General features: G+C 62.7%; 20 protein-coding genes and 1 tRNA gene. 8 read left to right on the top strand and 13 right to left on the bottom strand.

The window, feature by feature from the left end:
• Nucleotides 1-19 precede the first annotated feature (19 nt).
• The gene (gene lepA / locus FHX11_RS24995) at nucleotides 20-1,852 is read left to right on the top strand and encodes a translation elongation factor 4 (RefSeq protein WP_184362483.1); all 1,833 of its coding nucleotides are present in this window, start codon (nucleotides 20-22) and stop codon (nucleotides 1,850-1,852) included.
• 61 nt (nucleotides 1,853-1,913) lie between these two features.
• On the opposite strand, the gene FHX11_RS24990 is transcribed toward lepA, so the two are convergent.
• The 5 genes from FHX11_RS24990 to FHX11_RS24970 form a co-directional block, all read right to left on the bottom strand.
• Nucleotides 1,914-2,627 carry a class I SAM-dependent methyltransferase gene (locus FHX11_RS24990; RefSeq protein ID WP_184362479.1) on the bottom strand — a complete coding sequence of 238 codons (714 nt, stop codon included), beginning with the start codon at nucleotides 2,625-2,627 and terminating at the stop codon, nucleotides 1,914-1,916.
• A gap of 154 nt (nucleotides 2,628-2,781) precedes the next feature.
• A complete protein-coding gene (locus FHX11_RS24985; protein ID WP_184362476.1) occupies nucleotides 2,782-3,237 on the bottom strand; it encodes a GFA family protein in 456 nt (151 codons plus the stop codon).
• An 87-nt stretch (nucleotides 3,238-3,324) separates the two neighbouring features.
• Nucleotides 3,325-3,774, bottom strand: coding sequence for a type II toxin-antitoxin system VapC family toxin (locus tag FHX11_RS24980; protein WP_184362474.1), 450 nt, complete (start codon nucleotides 3,772-3,774; stop codon nucleotides 3,325-3,327).
• Nucleotides 3,771-4,022 (bottom strand): type II toxin-antitoxin system Phd/YefM family antitoxin, encoded by a 252-nt coding sequence (locus tag FHX11_RS24975; RefSeq protein ID WP_184362471.1) that lies wholly within the window; start codon nucleotides 4,020-4,022, stop codon nucleotides 3,771-3,773. Before FHX11_RS24975 ends, FHX11_RS24980 begins: the two co-directional genes overlap by 4 nt.
• Before the next feature lie 137 nt (nucleotides 4,023-4,159).
• The gene (locus FHX11_RS24970) at nucleotides 4,160-4,888 is read right to left on the bottom strand and encodes a type 1 glutamine amidotransferase (protein ID WP_184362469.1); all 729 of its coding nucleotides are present in this window, start codon (nucleotides 4,886-4,888) and stop codon (nucleotides 4,160-4,162) included.
• 227 nt (nucleotides 4,889-5,115) lie between these two features.
• On the opposite strand from FHX11_RS24970, the gene FHX11_RS24965 reads away from it, so the two are divergent.
• Nucleotides 5,116-5,409 (top strand): SelT/SelW/SelH family protein, encoded by a 294-nt coding sequence (locus tag FHX11_RS24965; protein WP_184362466.1) that lies wholly within the window; start codon nucleotides 5,116-5,118, stop codon nucleotides 5,407-5,409.
• Nucleotides 5,410-5,427: 18 nt separating this feature from the next.
• Here FHX11_RS24965 and FHX11_RS24960 read toward each other — a convergent pair whose 3' ends face one another.
• On the bottom strand, nucleotides 5,428-5,859 hold the full coding sequence (locus FHX11_RS24960; protein ID WP_184362463.1) for a BA14K family protein: 432 nt from the start codon (nucleotides 5,857-5,859) through the stop codon (nucleotides 5,428-5,430).
• Nucleotides 5,860-6,054: 195 nt separating this feature from the next.
• Between FHX11_RS24960 and FHX11_RS24955 the strand changes: the two genes are divergently transcribed.
• The 3 genes from FHX11_RS24955 (at nucleotide 6,055) to FHX11_RS24945 (ending at nucleotide 8,945) form a co-directional block, all read left to right on the top strand.
• Entirely contained in the window at nucleotides 6,055-7,476 is a 1,422-nt protein-coding gene (locus tag FHX11_RS24955; protein WP_184363062.1) for a phosphomannomutase, read from the top strand.
• Nucleotides 7,477-7,568: 92 nt separating this feature from the next.
• Nucleotides 7,569-7,653: transfer RNA gene (locus FHX11_RS24950), tRNA-Leu, on the top strand.
• Nucleotides 7,654-8,084: 431 nt separating this feature from the next.
• Nucleotides 8,085-8,945 carry a WcbI family polysaccharide biosynthesis putative acetyltransferase gene (locus FHX11_RS24945; RefSeq protein WP_184362461.1) on the top strand — a complete coding sequence of 287 codons (861 nt, stop codon included), beginning with the start codon at nucleotides 8,085-8,087 and terminating at the stop codon, nucleotides 8,943-8,945.
• 47 nt (nucleotides 8,946-8,992) lie between these two features.
• Here the strand turns inward: FHX11_RS24945 and FHX11_RS24940 are convergent, their stop codons facing one another.
• From FHX11_RS24940 to FHX11_RS24920, 5 genes are all read right to left on the bottom strand, one after another.
• The gene (locus FHX11_RS24940; protein WP_184362458.1) at nucleotides 8,993-9,307 is read right to left on the bottom strand and encodes a hypothetical protein; all 315 of its coding nucleotides are present in this window, start codon (nucleotides 9,305-9,307) and stop codon (nucleotides 8,993-8,995) included.
• Between the two features lie 235 nt (nucleotides 9,308-9,542).
• Entirely contained in the window at nucleotides 9,543-11,462 is a 1,920-nt protein-coding gene (locus FHX11_RS24935; protein ID WP_184362455.1) for a beta-N-acetylhexosaminidase, read from the bottom strand.
• 27 nt (nucleotides 11,463-11,489) lie between these two features.
• On the bottom strand, nucleotides 11,490-12,266 hold the full coding sequence (locus FHX11_RS24930; protein ID WP_184362452.1) for an SDR family oxidoreductase: 777 nt from the start codon (nucleotides 12,264-12,266) through the stop codon (nucleotides 11,490-11,492).
• Between the two features lie 24 nt (nucleotides 12,267-12,290).
• On the bottom strand, nucleotides 12,291-13,154 hold the full coding sequence (locus FHX11_RS24925; protein ID WP_184362450.1) for a MurR/RpiR family transcriptional regulator: 864 nt from the start codon (nucleotides 13,152-13,154) through the stop codon (nucleotides 12,291-12,293).
• A gap of 24 nt (nucleotides 13,155-13,178) precedes the next feature.
• Nucleotides 13,179-13,568: a RidA family protein gene (locus FHX11_RS24920; RefSeq protein ID WP_184362448.1), complete on the bottom strand. Its 390-nt coding sequence runs from the start codon at nucleotides 13,566-13,568 to the stop codon at nucleotides 13,179-13,181.
• 112 nt (nucleotides 13,569-13,680) lie between these two features.
• Here FHX11_RS24920 and FHX11_RS24915 point away from each other — a divergent pair, with 112 nt between their 5' ends.
• Genes FHX11_RS24915 through FHX11_RS24905 form a run of 3 tightly spaced genes read left to right on the top strand, consistent with a single transcriptional unit; the run spans nucleotide 13,681 to nucleotide 16,758 of the window.
• A complete protein-coding gene (locus tag FHX11_RS24915) occupies nucleotides 13,681-14,166 on the top strand; it encodes a hypothetical protein (RefSeq protein ID WP_184362446.1) in 486 nt (161 codons plus the stop codon).
• A gap of 11 nt (nucleotides 14,167-14,177) precedes the next feature.
• Nucleotides 14,178-15,653 (top strand): M81 family metallopeptidase, encoded by a 1,476-nt coding sequence (locus tag FHX11_RS24910; protein WP_184362444.1) that lies wholly within the window; start codon nucleotides 14,178-14,180, stop codon nucleotides 15,651-15,653.
• 1 nt (nucleotide 15,654) lies between these two features.
• Nucleotides 15,655-16,758, top strand: a complete 1,104-nt coding sequence (locus tag FHX11_RS24905; RefSeq protein WP_184362442.1) for a D-TA family PLP-dependent enzyme — start codon at nucleotides 15,655-15,657, stop codon at nucleotides 16,756-16,758.
• A gap of 205 nt (nucleotides 16,759-16,963) precedes the next feature.
• Here FHX11_RS24905 and ugpC read toward each other — a convergent pair whose 3' ends face one another.
• On the bottom strand, nucleotides 16,964-18,100 hold the full coding sequence (gene ugpC, locus FHX11_RS24900) for a sn-glycerol-3-phosphate ABC transporter ATP-binding protein UgpC (RefSeq protein ID WP_184362440.1): 1,137 nt from the start codon (nucleotides 18,098-18,100) through the stop codon (nucleotides 16,964-16,966).
• An 85-nt stretch (nucleotides 18,101-18,185) separates the two neighbouring features.
• The gene (locus FHX11_RS24895; protein ID WP_184362438.1) at nucleotides 18,186-19,415 is read right to left on the bottom strand and encodes an extracellular solute-binding protein; all 1,230 of its coding nucleotides are present in this window, start codon (nucleotides 19,413-19,415) and stop codon (nucleotides 18,186-18,188) included.

Raw genomic sequence — 19,415 nt, 5'->3', positions numbered from 1 at the left:
CGCGGGGCGGCGCTGCTATATGGCGCGCATGAGCACCAATTCCTCCACTCCGCTTTCGCATATCCGCAACTTCTCGATCGTGGCGCATATCGACCACGGCAAATCGACGCTGGCCGACCGCCTGATCCAGACGACGGGCGGCCTTGCCGAACGCGAGATGTCGGAGCAGGTGCTGGATAATATGGAGATCGAGCGCGAGCGCGGCATCACCATCAAGGCCCAGACCGTGCGCCTGCACTACAAGGCGAACAATGGCGAGACCTATATCCTCAACCTGATCGACACGCCCGGACACGTCGACTTCGCCTATGAAGTCTCACGCTCGCTGTCGGCCTGCGAGGGCTCGCTGCTGGTGGTCGACGCATCGCAGGGTGTGGAAGCGCAGACGCTCGCCAACGTCTATCAGGCGATCGACAACAATCACGAGCTCGTCACCGTCCTCAACAAGATCGACCTGCCGGCGGCCGAACCGGACCGCATCAAGGATCAGATCGAGGAAGTGATCGGCATCGACGCGTCGGACGCCGTATTGATTTCGGCCAAGACCGGCCTCGGCATTCCCGACGTGCTGGAGGCGATCGTCCATAAGCTGCCGGCGCCGAAGAGCGCGGGCGGCGAAAAGGCGCCCCTGAAGGCACTGCTGGTCGACAGCTGGTACGACACCTATCTCGGCGTCATGGTTCTCGTGCGCATCATCGACGGCACCCTGACCAAGGGCCAGACCATCCGCATGATGGGCACGGACGCGAAATACCAGATCGAGCGCGTCGGCGTTCTCACGCCGAAGATGGTCGCCGTCGACAGCCTCGGCCCCGGCGAGATCGGCTTCATCACCGCCTCGATCAAGGAAGTGGCCGACACCCGCGTCGGCGATACCATCACCGAGGACAAGCGACCGACGGCCGAGGCCCTGCCGGGCTTCAAGCCGGCGCAGCCTGTGGTGTTCTGCGGCCTCTTCCCGGTCGATGCCGCCGACTTCGAGGACCTGCGCTCGGCCATGGGCAAGCTGCGCCTCAACGACGCCAGCTTCTCCTTCGAAATGGAATCGTCCGCCGCCCTCGGCTTCGGCTTCCGCTGCGGCTTCCTCGGCCTCCTGCATCTGGAAATCATCCAGGAGCGTCTCGAACGCGAATTCAACCTCGACCTGATCGCGACGGCTCCTTCGGTCGTCTATCAGCTCACCATGACCGACGGCACCGAGATCGAACTGCACAATCCGGCCGACATGCCCGACGTGGTCAAGATTGCCGAGTTCCGCGAGCCCTGGATCAAGGCGACCATCCTGACGCCGGACGATTATCTCGGCTCGATCCTGAAGCTCTGCCAGGACCGCCGCGGCATCCAGACCGAGCTGACCTATGTCGGCAACCGCGCCATGATCACCTACGACCTGCCGCTCAACGAAGTCGTCTTCGACTTCTACGACCGCCTGAAGTCGATCTCCAAGGGCTACGCCTCCTTCGACTACAGCCTGACCGACTATCGCGAGAGCGATCTCGTCAAGATGTCGATCCTCGTCAATGCCGAGCCGGTGGATGCGCTGTCCATGCTCGTGCACCGTTCCGCCGCCGAAAAGCGCGGCCGCGTCATGTGCGAGAAGCTGAAGGACCTGATCCCGCAGCATATGTTCCAGATCCCGATCCAGGCCGCCATCGGCGGGCGCATCATCGCGCGCGAGACGGTGAAGGCATTGCGCAAGGACGTGACCGCCAAGTGCTACGGCGGCGACGCCTCGCGCAAGCGCAAGCTGCTCGACAAGCAGAAAGAAGGCAAGAAGCGCATGCGGCAGTTCGGCAAGGTCGAAATTCCGCAGGAAGCCTTCATCGCCGCGCTGAAGATGGGGGATGAGTGAGGAGCTGAAAACTCCACACCTCATCCTCGACGCCAGCATAAGCCATGCGTAGCAAACGCCGCTACGCCGCCGGCTTTTGCCATTCCATGATGTGGAAATAGGGAACGCGCCGATATTCCTCGGCCTCGGGTGAATTTGCGACGCTCGGAGCCGGTTCGGCGAAATATTTCAGCAGCAGGCCGGATTTCAGCAGCAGGCCCATATAGGTGCTCAGCGGCCGATGCCAGTTGCGGATGCCCACCCCGCGCCAGGTGAACCAGATGGCGCGCTCCTCCAGATAATTGTCGATGTGGAAACGGGTCTCGCCATCCGCGCCGCGCTGCCAGCCCTGCGGCAGTCCGGCGGTGCTGAAGCTGTTCAGATTGGCGATCAGAAGCGTGCCTCCCGGTTTCAGCACGCGAACCATCTCGGCGATGGCCGCAGGCAAATCCGGAATATCGATGAGTGACAGATAGGTCACCACCAGATCAAAGGCGCCGTCCGGCAGCTGCAGGTCCTCGGCACGACCGATCCGGTAATCGCCTTCGGGATCGCGATGCCTGGCTTGCGCAATCAGGGCCTCGGTCGGATCGATGCCGACGGTCCTTATGCCCTTTTCGCGCAGCATCCGGCAGAAGCGCCCCTCGCCGCACCCGACATCCAGCGCAAGCTCGAACGATCTACCGGAGATGCGCTCCATCATCGGAGCGTCGAGCACGAACTCGCGCCCGAAATCGCCTCGCTCCCCGATACCGTCGATCCATGCGGCTGCAGATTCCGGCCATCCATTCGACATATGACTATCGTCCCCCTTTGGGCACCTATTGAGATGAAATATTACCTAGGCGAACGGTCCTTGCGGCCGCTCCAAATCAATACAGCAAGGGGCAGCGGCTCCACAGCGTCCGGAGACATGGCGGCAATTGCCATCCCACGACGCTCGGCCGGTCTCAATGCCGCCCCATATATTCTTTCGTCAGCACCTCGAAATCCTCCACCGCCGGCAGCGCCGCATAGCTGTGCTCGGCCGGCGTCGTCGCCCAAGGCAGCTTTTCGCTCGTCCAGGTCTCGATGAAGGGCGTGAACCATCCGGCGTCATCGAGCATGGTGGCGCGAATATTGACGAACCAGTCCATACCTTCAACACGCGTGAACATCCAGCTCATGCAATGCGGGCAGAAATAATGATGGATGACCTTCCCATGCAGCCCGCCGATGACCGGCTCGCCCTGCGTGACCTCGAAGCCCTCGCTCGGAATCGCGGCGCTCAGCGAATAGGCGCTGCCGGTCATGCGCTGGCAGCCGGTGCAATGGCAGGCCATGGTCAGCATCGGCCTGGCGCTGATCTTCAACCGCACCCGCCCACACCGGCATCCGCCTTCCCAGGGTAGATCCTGCTTGCCCATGATGTTGGTTCCTTCCTCCAATCATAACCTTCCGTCGCCACGGTCCGAACCTGGTTCAAAGCAGACGATTCAGACCTCACCGCCCTATCAGACTATGTCTTCCGGCGTCTGGACCCGTACATCGATCGAGCGAAAATCTTTCAGATTCCATGTCAGGACGGTAAGATCATGCGCTTTTGCCGTGGCGGCAATGAGAATATCGGCCAAACCCGGATCATGGCCAGCCGCAAGCGCCTTGCCTTCAAGCTGCCCGGCATGTTTTGCGACCATCATATCGATCGGCAGTATGCGGTCGCCATATTCCCCGACGAGCTGCTCCAGCCAGGATTTGATCGACGCGGCTCGCTGCTGGCTTCCGCCTTTTATGCAAGCCAGCTTCTCGGCACCCTTTTCGATTTCCTGCACAGTGATCACCGACAGAAAAAGCGCATCCTCGCCATAGCGTGCCCTCAGCCATTGAAGAAATGCGGGCGTTGCTGTCCTCTTCGCCGGCAGCAGCATGGACACCACGTTGGTGTCGAGCAGATAACCTCTCACAGATCGACATCCCGCGACTTCGACGGATTGCGCTCGAAATCGATATTATCCGGAAACTCCATCAGGAAATCGATCAGGTTCTTCCGTGGCTTTCTCAGGCTTTTCTTCGCCGCCTCCGCGGCTTCGATGCTAACGATAGCCGCCACCGGCTTGCCATGACGGGTGATCGTCACGAATTCGCCTTTGATGGCTTCGTCGACGAGATTGGAAAAGCCTGCCTTCGCATCCTTCAAACTTACGATGGACATAGTCGCGTCCTCAAAAGTAGTCACTAATGACCACTCTACTGATATCCCCCGAAGAATCAATAGATCGGCCCGAGGCCCCGGCGGCAATCGGCATGGTTTTTCAAGGATTTTAGGCCGACACCGGGCCTGCTTTGTCCCTATGACGCCTCGCGGAGTGCCGCGCCGATCCGAATCGTCCCCACCCAGGCGCGCGCGATCGCCAGTCCCGCCACCTCCGCGGCCGCTGCATCCCGTGTCGCGATCTCGGGATAGCGCGCCAGCCAGCCGGGCGCGATGCGCTCGATCGTGACCGCAAATTCCGTCCGCCAGCCATCGACCACCTCGGCATTGGCCTCGAAATGAAATTGCGTGCCATAGGCGGCGCGGCCGATGCGGTAGGCCTGGTTGCGGGCGACATCATTGGTGGCGAGATGCACGGCGCCTGCGGGCAGCGTGAACGTATCGGAATGCCATTCGAAGATGGTGAAGGCGTCACCGACGCCCGACAGGAGGGGATCGGCCTTGCCCTCCTCCGTGAGGCCGACCGTTGTCCAGCCAAACTCGCGGGCAGCGCCAAGGAGATTTTCGGCGTCGTAGGCACGCGCAAGGATCTGGCTGCCGAGGCAGATGCCGAGCACGGCCTTGTCCTCGCTCTCGAAGCGGCGCATCAGCCGCGCCAGTTCCGGCAGATAGGGATGGGTGTGGTCGTCGCGGGCGCTCTGCTCGCCGCCGAGGACCACCAGGGCATCATGCGCCGATCCATCCTGCGGAAGCGCCTCGCCGTCCCACGGCCGGAACCATTCGATCTCCGCGCCGGCTTCCGAGAGCGCGATGCCGAGAGCGCCCAGCGGCGTGTTCTTCATGTTCTCGACGATTGCAACCCGCATCCCATAGCTCCCAAAAACGACGTCGCCGAAGATGACCATGAGCTGGCCTGCGGCGCAAGAGCTGGACGCTTGCGGCAAGCCGAAGCCCGGCCTAAAGCGCATGGCGATCTTTCAGATTCGCGTCTTGCGCTTTAGGTCTTTGATTTTAAGCATGTCGTGCTCGCAAAACCGCTGCACAGTTTTGCGTGACATGCTTTAGATGTCAGTCAGCAACAAGGAAACCGACGATGAGCGACAAGCCGCGGATCACCATTCTCTATTGCACGCAATGCAATTGGCTGCTGCGCTCCGGCTGGATGGCGCAGGAACTGCTGCAGACCTTCACGGACAGCCTCAGCGAAGTGGCGCTGATCCCCGGCACCGGCGGTGTCTTCGAGATCCGCATCGACGGCGAACTCCTGTGGGAGCGCAAGCGCGATGGCGGCTTTCCGGGACCGAAGGAGCTGAAGCAGCGGGTGCGCGACGTCATCGATCCCGATCGCGATCTCGGGCATACCGATCGTGCCTCGCTGGAAAGCTGAGCAGGCGCGGCACTCCCGTCAATCATAGGGAGACCGGCAGGGCTGGAAGCCGTTGCGAAGCGTGGTGTAGAGGTTGGTTCCGGGATTGTAGGTCCGGTAGCGCTGCGCGCACCATATCTGGTGGCGGCGGATGCGGCTGTCGACGGGCGCGCGATAGTCGGTCTTCGGCGGTACATAATTGTTGCGGGGCGGAATGACGATGCCGGGAGTGTCGAAGCGGTTCCGTCCGCCGGCGGATGGCGGCGGATTGGGGATCGGCTGCCCCGGCCGCCGATACCATTGCTCCCGCCCAAAGCCGAAACAGCCGCGATAATCGCAGAGAACCGATCCGGGCGCGCGCGGCGGAATGACGATCCTGGAGCCGTTCGAGGCCGCATTGCCGCCGCCCGGAAGAAATAGCAAGCCGAGGCCCAACGCGAAGCCACAGGCGATCTTGCCGAAAACAGTCATGGCGGGCTCCCGTATCGTCGGTCTCGGCGACCCCATACCGCTCCCTTGGCGGCGCGTCGTCCCATCAGGCCCATATGGGCTCTTGCCCCCGGCAAAACCAGTGCCGCGACACCAGCCGACATCGATCGGTTGATCCTTTTCTCCGCATGTTTCATAAGGAGCGCAATCACTACGAGGAGATTGCGCGTGAGCAGCTTGAAATTCGGCACCAGTGGCCTTCGCGGCCTGTCCATCGACCTCATGGGACGGGCCTCCGCCCTCTATGCGACGGCCTTCGCCCGGCATCTCCTGAAGAGCGGCCATGCCCAGCCCGGCGATCTCATCCTCGTCGGCCGGGATTTCCGCGATTCGAGCCCGGCGATCTCGGCAACCTGCATCGGGGCGCTGAAGCGCGCCGGCTTCACGCCGATCGATTGCGGCACGCTGCCGACCCCGGCGCTGGCGCTCTACGGGCTGGAACTCAAGGCGGCATCGCTGATGATCACCGGCTCCCATATCCCGGCCGACCGCAACGGCATCAAATTCTATCGCCCGGATGGCGAGATCGACAAACAGGACGAGCTGGCGATCAGCGCCGAGGCCGCGGCGATCGGCGATGCTGATATCGACGACACGCCCGGCGAAGCGGAAAATCGCACGGCCCGGACCGAAGAGCTGTTCTTCGAGCGCAATACCGGCCTGCTGCCGGCCGATAGCCTCTCCGGCCTGAGCGTTGGCGTCTATCAGCACAGCACCGTGGCGCGCGACCTGCTCGGCCTCGTGCTTGCCCATTACGGCGCCCGCGTCGTGCCGCTCGGCCGCTCCGAAAGCTTCATTCCGGTCGATACCGAAGCCGTCTCCCCCGACACCATCCGGCTCCTGAAGGGCTGGGCGCCTGAGCACAGGCTCGATGCGATCGTCTCCGCCGATGGCGATGGCGACCGGCCGCTGGTGGCCGACGAAACCGGCGAGCCGCTACGCGGCGACCTGCTCGGCCTGATCGCCGCGAATTTCCTCGGTGCCGATGTGGTGGTGACGCCGGTCACCTCCAATTCCGGCATTGAGGCCGCCGGCACCTATTCGGTCATCCGCACCCGCGTCGGTTCTCCCTATGTGATTGCCGGCATGGACGAAGCCGTGGCAGCCGGCAAGGCCAATGTCATGGGCTTCGAGGCCAATGGCGGCACGCTGACGGCCAGCCGCTTCATCGTCGAGGGCGAGCCGCTGCGGGCGCTGCCGACCCGCGACAGCTTCCTGCCGATCCTTGCGACGCTCTATGCGGCCGCGAGCACCAAACAGCCGCTCTCGGCCGTTGCCAGCGGTTACAGCCTGCCCTTCGCCGCCGCCGACCGGCTGGAGAATTTTCCGGTCGAGACCAGCGCCGCGCTGATGGCTTATCTGCGCGCCGCCGACGCCAATCTCGCCACGTTCCTGGCTCCGGTCGCCGGTGTCGCGTCGAAGAGCGATATCGACGGACTGCGCGTGACGCTCTCCGATCGCCGCATCATTCATTTCCGCCCCTCCGGCAATGCGCCGGAGATGCGCTGCTATGTCGAGGCGGCGGGAGAACAGGAAGCAAAGGCCCTTCTGGAACAGGGACTTGGCCTCATTCGCGCCTGGGCGGCAGCCCGGGCGTAAGCCGGGCTTCAACCGCTTTTTTGCAGATAGACACGAAAACTTCAAAAACCCTGTTGACACCGGACGGCCACCCCCTTACATGCGTGTCCGTCGCCCAGATGGCGGAATTGGTAGACGCGCAGGTTTCAGGTACCTGTGCCGCGAGGCGTGGAGGTTCGAGTCCTCTTCTGGGCACCATTTCCCTTTAGCCAACGTTGATTTCGTTGGCTCTTTCACCGGATTTTGTCATGTGAACTCCCCTTCTGGGGGCGAGGCAAATTTCGGTGGCAGTTTTCCAAACAGCCCACATATATGTCGCGCGACAAACGGTTCGTTCCGCCGTCCGGACAATATTGGCCATCCCTCTCCAGTTTCCCAGGAACTTCGCCACGCGCGATTCGCGGAACCTGTTCCGAAGCTGGACCAGACGCGACACCATTGCTGCGCATAACCGCCGCACGCCGCAAATAGCCCACAGGTGGCGCTATTTATATAGACAGGCCTAAGACCCGAAAACATAGTTGGTTATGGTTTTCGCATGCGTCCTTGTTCAAACGAGCTCCACCGACGCCACGGATCGCGCCTCATCGTAGGAACAGTGTTCAAAACAGAAGCCGAGGATGGATTTGATGGAGACATGGCTCCTGCTTTCGAATTGCCAGACGTTCGGGCTTGCAAGTTCGCTGAACCTGCTCAATCCCAGATTCCATATCGAGGCGGTCGATATCTATGCGTTCAAGCATGATATCGAGAAATACAGGGCGACATTACCGAATTATTTCAGGGTGATCATCCACCCGCATTTCCAGACCATGGATTTCGATTTCACGGCCGCGCGCAATCTCGACATCATTCCTTCGATAGAATTCGACGCCTATCATCCCGATGTCTGCTACGCTTTCTCGGAGAGCGGCGGTCCGCTCGAGGGGCCCATGAGCTCATATCACTCGATGATCGTGCTGGCCGCCTATCAGGCCGGGCTGTCCCCCGAGAAAACCCGCAGGCTGTTTCGCCGCGACGTCTTCGAAAGATGCGGCTACCTCTCGCGCTGGGAGGAGGAACGCACGGATCTCATCAACACCTTCGCCCGGCATGGGCTGGATATTTCCTCCTCTTTCAGGAGCTGGTCCCGTGGCGGTTCCTTCATGTATTCGGTGAACCATCCGAAGATTCATTGCGTCTACGACATTGCGCGCGCGTTCATGAAACGCCTCGGCGTCGAGACCTTCGAAGGCGGCATCGTTCCCATGGACAATCTTCTCAAGGGCGCATGCTACCCGGTCTATCCGGAAATTGCCGAAACATTCGGGGTCAAGGGCTCCTACCTCTTCAAGATACCGAATGATTATCGCCTGATTTCGCTGGAGCGATTCATCGATCTCAGCTTCGACAGCTATTCGCGCTTTCCCGCCGACACGCTGCATATCGAGAGATCGGTCCGCGACCGATATGCGCAGGTCAAGACCGTGATTGCCGAGGCAGCCGGATAGGGACATCCGACTGCCCGTTTCGGGCACCAAGAGTGGACGGCTGCGGTTCAGCGCTTGCGGTTGTGCCCCTTGCCCGTCGCCGGCGCGCAAAGCATCACCTTGCAGCTCGGATCGTCCGAAGTGGGCACGGATGCCTTTGAGGGAACGCCGCGGTTCACGCAAGCCGCGGAGTTCGACACATAGCGATCATAGACCGTCAGGTTGCTGACGGTGCTGGAGGGATGCTGCAGCACGGCCTCACCTTCCTGGGTGATCTTGTCGTGCACGGCCGCGCAGCTCATGGACTGGGTATCATAGCGCGATATGGCCATCGCGCTCGAGGCACACAAACCGAATGCCGCGACCAACATCATCTTCTTCATGGGGTTTCCTCTTCTCGGTCATAGACTTTGCTATCGGAAGCACCCTATTATTATGTGTCTCATATCATTTTTGTGACAGTATGGTGCGCTGCACACAATGTCGCAGGCAGCACCAGGCTTTCGAGAAGCGGCCTTGGAGCATTTCCGCTTTTCTGCGAATCGCGAAAACGCTCCATCCCTTTGTTCTTGCGTAATTCCGGACGGAAAACCGCTATGCACTTTTCCCGGAATTACCCTAGAGGCTCGGGCTGAGCGGCACGATGGCGGCGAACCGCTGCCAGTCCTTGCCCGCCTTCGGCGTCCAGGCGGCTTCGGCGATCGCCGGAAGGCGCGGGAAGACCAGGCGGTTGAAATAGGCGCGCGACAGGAAATTTTCCTGCCAGATGCACGCTTGCACGCCCTTCAGCCGGTCCTTCAGCTCATCCGGAAAATCGCCCTCGGCCTCATAGGCATAGGTATGCGCCGGCGGCACCGTGCCGGCCCAGCTCGCGCCCGGCTCCTGCCAGGCCTCGGCCTGCACCATGTCGAGGTAATAGGCCTGGCCGGGCGTCATCACCACATCATAGCCCTCGCGCGCCAGCTCGATGCCGACCTCGGGCTTCTCCCAGGCCATCAGCAGGGTGCCTTCGGTGCCGACGCCGCCGCCATGGGCGACTTCGTTCCAGCCGGAGAGCTTGCGGCCGCGCTCGGTCAGCATCGTCTTCACCCGCTTCAGGAAATGGGATTGCAGCGCGAAGGTGCCGGAGATGCCCTCCTGCTCCATCAGCCTGCGCGCCATCGGCGATGCAAGCCAGGAGCCGTTCGCCACCTCGTCGCCGCCGATATGGAGATATTGCGAGGGAAACAGTTCGACCATTTCGTCGAAGACCTTGCCGAGGAATTCGTAGGTCAGCTCGATGGCCGGGTTCAGCGCATTGTTGGGATAGCCCTGGACGGAATGATAGCTTTCCGGCGCCTCCTGCCCATCGGTAAGATCCGGCAGGGCGACGAGCGCGGCGGTGCTGTGGCCGGGAATGTCGATTTCCGGCACCACCTCGATGCCGAGCGCTAGGGCGTGCGCGACGATCTCCCTGATGTCGTCCTGCGTATAGAAGCCGCCGACCGGCTCGGCGCCATTGCCGAGCTGCGGCAGCAGGGGCTCGTCCGGGCCGCGCAGCACGCCGGTCGAGGTCAGCTGCGGATAGGCCTTGATCTCCAGCCGCCAGGCTTCGTCGTCGGTCAGGTGCCAATGGAAGATGTTGAGCTTCAGCCAGGCGAGGATGTCGAGCAGCCGCTTCACATCGTCCTTGGGCGTGAATTGCCGGGAGACGTCAAGATGGCAGCCGCGCCAGCCATAGCGGGGCTGGTCCGAGATCGTGCCGGCGACCGGAAAGCGGAACTTGCCCGATTCGCGCCGCGCCCCGTCCAGAAGCTGCGCCAGCGTCGTCAGGCCGTAGAGGCGACCGGCGTCTGCGGAATAGGCGAGCACGATCTCGCTGGAGGAGAAAGAGAGCTCGTAGGCCTCCCTGGCAAGGGCGGGCCGCTCGACGAAGCGCAGGGGCCTTCCCTGTGGCACGGCGATGAGGCTGAACGGAGTGTGATTGACGGGAAACAGGCGCTGGAAGAGCGCCTGCGCCGCCGCAACGGCTTTCAGGCTGGCGCCATCCGTTTCCTTGGCGGGATAGAGCGCAACCGGAAAGTCTTCGCCGGGCTTGACGTCGATCGCCGCCGGCCAGGGCTGGATGGCAAAGGGCAGGTCGAGCTTGCCTTCCGGCAGCAGCACCGGCGGCGGCTCGCTGGCACGGCCTTCGAGCAGGAGATCGGTGATGGAGACATCGACATGGCTGCCGTCTGCAAGCGTCAGATAGGCGGATTTGGCGCCGTCGGTGCAATGTTTCGCGACGCGGTGCAAACCGCTGACGCTGAAGGTCCAGCGGCCGCCGGGCGCAACGGACAGGCCGGCGGGCGGGGCGAACTCGTGGAAATTGGCATTGCGGCGCAGGAAGACGGCATTGTCGCATGCCTTGGTATCGATGACGCGCGTCAGCGACGTATAGACGAGGCTAAACCCCGTGAGCGGCGCATCCGACAGATTGATCAGTGTGAAGGTCAGGCGCCCGTTCGGCCCGCCATCGGGAGACCAAGTGTGTTCGAGATGATAGGAAGCCGGCTGCATGTCTGTTCCCTTTATGGTAGCGAGCGTTCAATAGTGATCGGACTGCGAGAATGTGTGGGCGAGCTCGGCCTGCCCGGCCGTCAGGCCGCAATCGACCGGCAGGCAAACGCCGGTGATGGCGCCGGCAAGCGGGCTTGCGAGAAAGCCGACGGCATTGGCGACGTCGGCGGGATCGACGACACGCCGCAGCGGATACCAGCGGCGCGCCTCCTCGAAGACATTGGGGTTGCTGGCCGCGCGCGCCTCCCAGGCCTGCGTGCGCACCGTGCCGGGCGCGACCGCATTGGCGCGGATGCCGAACTTGCCATATTCGACCGCGACCAGCCGGGTGAAATGCAGAAGCCCCGCCTTGGCGGCGCTATAGGCCGGATGGCCGAAGACCGCCATGCCGTTGACCGAGGCGATGTTGACCACCGATCCCTGCGACGCCTTCAGCAGGTCCTCGACAGCGCGGAAACACAGGAAGGCGGCTTCGAGATTGAGGGCGGTATCGGCGCGCCAGATCTCCGGCGTCGTGTCGTGCAGGCTGACGGCGCGGGCGGCACCGGCATTGTTGACCAGCGTTCGTACCACGCCGAGCCCGGCCGCGACCTTCGCCATGCTCGCAGTATCGGCCTCACTGGTCACATCGACCTTCAGGGCGACGAAGCGTTCCGCCGGCCCCAGAGCGCGTGCGGCCTCCTCGGCGGCGGAAGCATCGATATCGGCAAGCAGGACGATATCGTGGTCTTCGGCGAGGCGCCGCGCGATGGCGCGGCCGATATCGCCAGCGGCTCCGGTGACGATGGCGACGGATCTGCTCATGTGGTTATGGCCCTCTATTATGGTCTAGTCGCCGAGGAGCTGGCGGTCATCGCCATCCCGGTGGGCAACGAGCTGCTGTTTGATGCGGCGCAAGGTCACCGTCGCCTGCGGCTGGACGCGATAGGCGACCAGGCTTGCAAGGATATCCACCACCGCGAGATAGGCGATGCGCGTCGATGTCGGCCGATAGATATTGTCGCCTTCCGGCAAGTCGACGGGCACGGTGATATCGGCTGCCAGCGCCACCGGGCTGTTGCTCTGCGTCAAGGCGATCGTCGGCAATTTCGCTTCGCGCGCCAGCGTGAAGGCGCGCACCAGTTCGGCATTGCGGCCGGAGAAGGACGAGCCGATCAGCACGTCCGCCGGCTTGGCGGCGGCCGTCATCATCAGCTGCATGCTGTGATCGGAACTTGCCGTGACGCGCAGGCCGAGGCGGAACAGGCGGTTCTGCAATTCGCTGGCGATCATCGAGGAATTGCCGCCGGAGCCGAAGGCATAGATCATCTCGGCGCCCGCAAGCCGGTCCGCCGCCCGTTCTATGGCCGGGATATCGAGTCCGCGATGCAGCAGGAACAGGGCGTTCTGCGCCTTGGTGATGATGTCCTGGGCGACGTCGGCCGGCGCGATGCTCTTCGGCTCCGGCTTGATATAGCGCATGCCGACATAGGCGGTGCGGGCGAGCTGAACCTTGAAATCGGAAAAGCTCTCGCAGCCGAGCCGGCGGCAGAAGCGGGTGACGGTCGGCGGCGAGACGTCGGCCCTGCCGGCAAGCTCGATGATGGAGGCATTGACCGCGAATTCGAAGTCATTGAGGACGATATCGGCGATGCGGCTTTCCGATTGCGAAAGCCGCGCCTTCTCCTCCTGCATCGTCGTGAAAATGTCCATCAAGCCTCCCCTTCCCGCTGCGCCTCAAGCTTCCGGTGCTTTATAGGCGACGCAATCGATCTCCACCTTGCAATCCACCATCATCGACGACTGCACGCAGGCGCGCGCCGGCGGATGGGCGCCGAAATAATCCTGATAGATCTTGTTGAAGCTCCAGAAATCGCGGGGATCGTCAAGCCAGACGCCGCAGCGCACGACATGCTCGACGCCATAGCCCGCCTCGTGGAGGATGGCGATGAGATTGCCGATCGCCTTGTGCGTCTGGACGACGATGCCGCCGTCGATGACCTCGCCACCCTCCATGGCAACCTGGCCGGAGACATGCAGCCAGCCATTGGCCTCGACAGCGCGCGCAAAAGGCAAGGGCTTACCGCCGGCACCGGCCTGGACGGTGCCATAACGCTTGATGGTCATTTTCCATTCCTGCAAATTATTTTCTTAATACGTTGACAAGTGACCATAGAAAGCAGAATTTGACCAGTCAAAATCGCAATTTATGAAAAGAATTTAAATACGGGCCAATCCGATGCGCGATCCATTCAAAAATCCCTTCCCCGCCGACGATACCATCAGGCACGCAATCTGGGAGATGCTTGTCCCGCGCGATATCGATGCTTTTCTCGCCGCCGACTGGTCCCTTGTCGCGGATGATTTCGTCGAGGACGGCTTCATCGGCATCGACGGCCGCCGCGAGGTCAGCCCCGACAAATGGCGCCTCGCCTTCCCGACGCTATCAGCCTATCGCGACGAATGGCTGCGCCAGGCGCGCGATTTCGCCGGCCAGTCCTTCGCCGAAGACCCCCGCACCGCCATTTTCACCACCACGACGCTGGAAGACATCGAGATCGAAGGCGAGACAGCGCTGGTGCGCAAGAAATTCGACGGCAGCCTGAAGAAGGCCGATGGCGGCATCGACGTGCTGAAATGGCAGACACTCTACTATTGCCGCCTGCATGAGGGCCGCTGGAAGATTTCCGGCTTTACCGGTTATCTGCCCAACCCGATGGAATAGAGGCAACCGCATTGCGCATTTTTACGGCGGTGCTCGCCACCGAGACCAATACGTTCTCGCCGATCTGTATCGATCGGCGCGCCTTCGAGGCGTCCCTCTATGCGCCGCCCGGCAAGCATCCGGAAACGCCGACGCTCTGCTCCGCGCCGATCACCGTGGGCCGCAGGATCGCCGCCGAAAAGGGCTTCGAACTGATCGAGGGTAGTGCTGCCTGGGCCGACCCGGCCGGCCTGGTCAACCGCCGCGCCTATGAGGATCTGCGCGACGAAATCCTCGATCAGCTTCGCGCCGCCATGCCGGTCGATGCCGTGGTGCTCGGCCTGCACGGCGCCATGGTTGCCGACGGCTACGAGGACACCGAAGGCGATTTTCTTGCCCGCGTGCGCGAGATCGTCGGGCCGGACATCCTGGTCTGCGCCGAACTCGATCCGCACAGCCACCTGACGAAGAAGCGCCTCGCGGCGGTGGATTTCCTCGTCTATTTCAAGGAGTTTCCGCATACCGATTTCGTCGATCGTGCCGAGGATCTCTGGCGCATCGCCATCGACACGCTGGAGGGCCGCGCAAAACCGGTCATGTCGGTCTTCGACTGCCGGATGATCGATGTCTTCCCGACCTCGCGCGAGCCGATGCGCTCCTTCGTCGACAAGATCATGGCCATGGAAAAGGACGACAAGGAGATACTGTCGATCTCCGTCATCCATGGCTTCATGGCCGGCGACGTCCCGGAAATGGGCACGAAGCTACTGGTCGTCACCGATAATAAGCCGGATAAGGGCGCCGACATCGCCCGCGAGCTCGGCCTGGAGCTTTTTTCCAAGCGCGGCACCTTCATCATGCCGCAGATCGACGAGAAGCAGGCGGTGGCCCAGGCCATGGCGGCGACCGCCGGTCCGGTCGTCATCGCCGATCTCTGGGACAATCCCGGCGGCGGCACGGCGGGCGACGCCACCGTCGTCCTTCAGGAGCTGCTCGACCGCGGCGCGCGCGACACGGCGATCGGAACGATCTGGGACCCGATGGCGGTGCAGATCTGCATGGCCGCCGGTGAAGGCGCGGAAATCCCGCTGCGCTTCGGCGCGAAATCGGCGCCCGGCACCGGCCATCCGATCGACGGCATCGTCAAGGTCGTCCGCCTGGTCGCCAATGCCGAGATGCGCTTCGGCGAGAGCTTCGCGCCCTTCGGCGATGCGGCGCATATCGAACTCGACGGCATCGACATCATCCTCAATTCCACACGCGCCCAGAGCTTCGATCCCAGCCTGTTCTCGGTGATGGGCATCGATCCTACGCGCAAGAAGATATTGGTGATCAAGTCGACCAATCACTTCTATGCTTCTTTCTCGAAAATCGCGTCGGACATTCTTTACTGCTCGGCGGGAACGCCCTATCCGAACAATCCGGCGCGTACGCCCTATCGCCGCGCGCCCAGGGACATCTGGCCGATGATTGCCGATCCGCATGCGGCAAAGCAGGGAGCAAACTGAGATGACGAACGCCATCGCCTCCGAGATCAGCCCGAAGCCGGGCGAGCGCATCGAGGATATTTCGACGCCGCGGCCGATCATCGACGAAGACCGCATGGCGGCCAACATCGCCCGCGTGCAGTCCTATATGGACGCGCATGGGCTGAACTTCCGGCCGCACATCAAGACGCACAAGATTCCCGCGCTTGCCAGCGCCCAGGTGGCGGCCGGCGCCAAGGGGATCAACTGCCAGAAGATCACCGAGGCCGAGGTCTTCGCCGATACCGGCTTCGAGGACATCCTCATCACCTACAATATCATGGGGCCGGAGAAGCTCGCCCGCCTCTCGGCGCTCAACGACCGCATCGCGGGACTGAAGGTGGTCGCCGACAGCAATCATACGGTCGACGGTCTTTCGACGTGGTTTGCGGCACGCAAGCCGCTGACCGTGCTGGTGGAATGCGACACCGGCGGCGGGCGCTGCGGCGTGCAGTCACCGCAGGATGCCGCGGCACTGGCGAAACGCATCGCCACCAAGCCGGGCCTCACCTTCGGCGGATTGATGAACTATCCGAAGCCGAACAGCGCCGCCGCCACGCAAGCCTTCCTGGCCGAGACCATTGCGCTTCTGAAGCGGGACGGCATCGACTGCGCGATCGTCAGCAATGGCGGCTCGCCGAGCCTGTTCGACGCCCATCTCGTTCCCGCCGCCACCGAACATCGCGCCGGCACCTATATCTATAACGACCGCTCCATGGTGCGCGCCGGCCATTGCCGCGAGGAGGATTGCGCCATGCATATCCTCGCGACCGTCGTCTCGCGGCCGACGCCCGACCGGGCCGTCGTCGACGCCGGCTCAAAGGCGCTGACCTCCGATCTGCTCGGCTTTTCCGATCACGGCGTCGTCGTCGGCTATCCCGAAGCGGTCATCACCGGCCTTTCGGAAGAGCATGGAGTGATCGATCTTTCCAAATGTACCGGCCCCCGCCCGGAGATCGGCGACAAGATCCGCATCATCCCCAATCATACCTGCGTGGTGTCCAACCTGTTCGACACGATGGTGTTCCACCGCGACGGCATCGTCACCCGCGTCGAGGATGTCGCGGCGCGCGGGCTGGTCTGGTAGGCCACCGCCCGCGTTCTTGCAGGCTCAGCAGCCCATCATCCGCCCTCGTGCTTCGAGACGACCCTTTAGGCCTCCTCAGCATGAGGGCTGGTCCTCTCATCCGGGATCGTTCCCCGCAGGCCTGAAGTTCACTCCATCCTCATCCTAAGGCGCGGAGGCCGAAGCCTCGAAGGACGAGGATGGCCCGTGGCTCAACGCCTGCTCCTCAAGAGGCAGCCGAGCTCAGCAGATCCATATCGATATCCGTCAGCTCGACGCGGCGCTCGAACGCCACACCCTCTTCATCGAAGAGATGGCAGTCGACGGCGCGAATGCCGGTCTTCAGCGGTGCTTCCGGCCGGATGGCGACGCTTCCCGGCAGGGTGGCGCAGAAATTCTCAGCTCCGCCTTCCTCCAGCGCCGCATAGGCGACGGTCTGCGCGCCGAGCCGTTCGATCACCGTGGGCACAATAGTGATCGATATGTCGCCATCGCCGATCTGCACATGCTCCGGCCTGATGCCGAGCGTCAGCGCCTTGCCGACGACGCCGTCGCGCGGGGCAACGGGCAGCGACACTGTCTGGCCGCGATACTCGACCTCGACGCCGGCCTCGCTGACGCCCCTGCAGGTCACGGGCAGGAAATTCATCTTCGGATTGCCGATGAAGCCAGCGACGAATTTATTCGCCGGCTTATGATACAGCTCCAGCGGCTCGCCGGTCTGGGCGATCTCGCCGGCATTGAGCACGACGATGCGGTCGGCCATGGTCATGGCCTCGACCTGGTCATGCGTCACATAGATCATCGTCGCCTGCAGCTGGCGATGCAGCTTGGCAAGCTCGATGCGCATGTCGGCGCGCAGCGCAGCGTCGAGGTTCGACAGCGGCTCGTCGAACAGGAAGATTTTCGGCTCGCGCACGATCGCCCGGCCGATGGCGACGCGCTGGCGCTGGCCGCCCGACAGCATGCCCGGCTTCTGCTGCAGCCGCTGGTCGAGATGCAGGATGCGGGCGGCATGCTCCACCCTGGCCTTGAGCTTGTCTTCGGCCATCTTCTCGACGCGCAACGGAAAGGCGATGTTCTCGAACACCGTCATGTGCGGATAGAGCGCGTAGGACTGGAAGACCATGGCGATGCCGCGCTTGACCGGCGGCAGATCGTTGACGCGGGCGCCGTCGATGACGATATCGCCGCTGCTGACGTCGTCGAGGCCGGCGATCATGCGCAGCAGGGTCGACTTGCCGCAGCCGGACGGGCCGACGAACACCACGAACTCGCCATCCGTCACATCGAGCTCGACGCCCTTGATGACTTCGAAATGGCCGTAGAATTTCTTGACCTGTTTAAGGTGAAGCTGTCCCAAACTCTGTCTCCGCACGGCACCGCAACAAAGGCGGGCAGGGCTCGAAAGGCCGCGCGCGATGCGCGCGGCCCGGCGAGTTGCAAGTTTACTTGTACTGCTCGAGATCGGCGGCCGCCTTCTTCAAGGCATCCGCCGGCTCGGCCTTGCCCGTCACGACCGACTGGACCATCTGGATCATCACGTTCTGGAAGCCCTTGTAGTCCTTGAACAACGGCTCGGGGCCACCATAGGCGATGCCGTCGATGAACGGCTTCCAGGAAGCGTCCTTCTTGACGAACTCGTCGACCTGCGCGGACGGGCGCAACGGCGTGAGACCGGCGCCGCCCTGCAGTTCGTATTCGCCCTGCGGAGCCGGCGAAGTAATGAACTTGGCGAATTCGATCGCCTTGTCCTCGACACCGCTGCCCTTGAAGACGGCAAGGCTGTCGGTGATGAGCAGGGTGCCCTGGCCCTTGGCCGCAGGACCGAGCGGCAGCGGCGCCACACCCCAGTTGATCTTCGTATCCTTCAGGCGCGCGGCGGCGCCGGAACCGGCCTGGATCATGCCGATCTTGCCGTCGAGGAAGATGGCGCGAATCTCGTTCTGCTCATAGGCGGTGGCACCCTCAACGGAATAGGGTGTGATGTCCTTGTAGGCCTGAAGGGCCGCCAGCACTTCCGGGCTGTCGAGGACGATCTTGTCGCCGTCGATCACCTTGCCATTATTTGTGTAAACCCAATGCAGGAACTGGTGCATGGTGTTGTCGAAGGTCTTGGCCGGCAGGCCGTAGCCGGCGATCCCGGTCTTTTCCTTGATCGCCTTGGCGTCGGCGATTTCCTCCGCCCAGGTGGTCGGCGGCTTTTCCGGATCGAGGCCGGCCTGCTTGAAGAGATCCTTGTTCCAGTAGAGAGCCTTGGTGGAGAAGGCGATCGGCACGCCCCACTGCTGGCCGTCCGAGGTCACGGTATCGACGATGTTCGGGTAATAGCTCTTCTTCTCGTCGTCCGTCATCGGCACCGGAACGATGAGGTCGTTCTCGCCAAACTGCTTGAGCGTGCGCGAGCCGACATAGGCCATGGCGACCGGCGTGCCGGCCGCGGCCAGCGTCGTCGCCTTGTCCTGGCACTGTTCCCAGCCGACGACCTCGGGCTTGACCGCCCAACCCGGATTCTTGCCTTCCCACTCCTTGATGTATTTCTCATGGATCGGGTCGATCTTGTCGCCGCAATAGATCCAGCTGATCTCCTTGTCGGCGGCCTGGGCATTCACGGCGCCAAGCGCGGTGGAGCCGAGCAAAGCGAGGGCAAGCAGCCCTGTCTTGAAATGGATTGTCAC

The organism is Rhizobium sp. BK602, from assembly GCF_014195095.1.
GTDB lineage: Bacteria > Pseudomonadota > Alphaproteobacteria > Rhizobiales > Rhizobiaceae > Rhizobium.
The sequence above is the reverse complement of the archived record's forward strand: the minus strand, read 5'-3'. Positions and strand labels throughout refer to the sequence as shown.